We start from the raw sequence: 1821 nt of genomic DNA, 5'->3' as shown, positions 1-1821 counted from the left end.
TCTCGCGATGTGGATCAATGGTTGTGTTCTGAACCCTTCTCGGGAATCTTGAAGCTGCTTCGGATCGTCTGGAGTGGCTTCGGTTGCGGTGAACGCGAGGTTCTTGAGTTGGGGCTGGCGGTCGTCCAGGATCTGCGTGACCGGCGTGCGCCGGCGTCGGCCGAGGACCTCGAGCGGTTCGAGGTGGACGTGCTGGCCGGGTTCGTGCTGGCGCGGGCGTCGGCCGGCTTGGCCGATGGCACGGTGCGTGGTGATGTCAGCCAGCTGGAGCAGATTCGGGACTGGTTCGGTCGGCCGCTGTGGGAGATGGAACCGGCCGACGCGGACGCCTACTTCGGTCGCGCGTTGCGGGGTGCGCCGTCGGGGACGAGGCTGGCCCGTTCGCAGGCGCTGCGCACCTACTTCACCTTTCTTGAGCTGCGGTTCCAGGCGGAACTGCACGCGCTGACCGGCCGGGTCGTGGCGTGTCCGATCGACGAGATGAACCGGCCGCGCGGGCGTAAGGACGCCAAGCTGCGGATCCCGCCGAGCGCCGAGGAGATCGACACCTTGTTCACGGGGTGGGCGGCGGAGCTGACGACGTGCCGCAAGTTCGCGCCGACAGCCCGCAACTACACCGCTGCAAGGTTGATGGCCGATGTCGGGCTGCGGGTCAACGAGGCCCGCAGCCTGGACCTGCACGACATCAAATGGGACCTCGGCCCGTTCGGCAAGCTCCACGTCCGCCTCGGCAAAGGCGCCAACGGCTCCGGTCCCCGCGAACGCATGGTGCCGCTGATCAACCACGCCGGCCGCACCCTCGCCTGGTTCATCGAGGACGTGTGGGCGCTGTTCGGCGGCGACCATCGATCGCCCGGCGCACCGCTGTTCTGCTCGGAACGCCAGGGCGGCGGCCGGGTCGGTTACGACGCGCTGCGCGCCGGGCTCGCCACCGCGGTCGCCGCGCACCTGCCGTCCTGGACGGACAAAATCACCCCGCACGTGCTGCGGCACTACTGCGCGTCGCAGATGTATCTCAACGGGGTGGATCTGATCGCGATCCAGGAGATGCTCGGGCACACCTGGGTCGCCACCACCATGAAGTACGTCCACGTGCACCGCACCCGGATCGAACAGGCATGGCTCGACGGGCAGCGCCGCGCCGCCCGACGACTGGAAGGACTGCGCTGAATGCGGTGGAACATGCGCCTGGTCGCGGCTCAACGCGGCATCTGGAAGGCCTCCGAGCTGCAACAGGTGTTCGCCGAGCACGGCCTGGTCATCTCCGCAGGGAAGATGTCCGGGCTGTGGTCCGGCCAGCCCGTGACGATCAAACTGGCCGACCTCGACGTGATCTGCGTGGCACTGGACTGCCAGGTCGGCGACCTGCTGATCGCCGAACCCGACAGCGTGTCCCGGGCCGCCCCGGACACCGCGAAGCCCGCCGCCGATGCCACCGCGCCCGTTCCGCTGACTCGGGTGGTGCCCCGTCGCCGCGACGGCCGGTCGCTGCCGCCGCGCTGACCGGTGGCCGCCCGCGACCACGACGGCACGGTCGTGCCGCGCACCGTCACCAACTGCGCGAACTGCTTCGCCTGGGGCCTGACCTACGCCCAAGGCATCTGCCTGCCCTGCTACAACTTCGCCGCCCCGCACAAGGGCTACCCGACCGGCGAGTGCGCGGCCTGCGCCCGGGTGCAGCTGTTGAAGCAGGGCTACTGCCGCCTGTGCTGGTGCCAGGCCCGCGACGAGCGGGCGAGGCTGGCCAGCGACGCCCGATCCGCGGTGCTGCTCGCCCCCTACCTGGCAGGCATCCGCTGGCAGCAACTGTTCCTGAGCCTC

At 69.6% G+C, this 1821-nt stretch carries 2 protein-coding genes and 1 pseudogene; all 3 read left to right on the top strand.

Going from position 1 to position 1821, the window contains the following annotated elements; translation table 11 throughout:
- Positions 1–1170: tyrosine-type recombinase/integrase (locus ACFOYX_RS36235; RefSeq protein WP_377534827.1), on the top strand; the 1170-nt coding region annotated here is incomplete at its 5' end.
- On the top strand, positions 1171–1503 hold the full coding sequence (locus tag ACFOYX_RS36230; protein WP_109805381.1) for a helix-turn-helix transcriptional regulator: 333 nt from the start codon (positions 1171–1173) through the stop codon (positions 1501–1503). It begins immediately after the preceding gene.
- 3 nt (positions 1504–1506) lie between these two features.
- Positions 1507–1821, top strand: a pseudogene (locus tag ACFOYX_RS36225) (integrase); the annotation flags it as partial.

The sequence above is a fragment of the Micromonospora sp. GCM10011541 genome (assembly GCF_042650725.1).
Taxonomy (GTDB): Bacteria; Actinomycetota; Actinomycetes; order Mycobacteriales; family Micromonosporaceae; genus Micromonospora; species Micromonospora sicca.
Note: the sequence above shows the minus strand (reverse complement) of the source record. Positions and strands in the feature narration are given on the sequence as shown.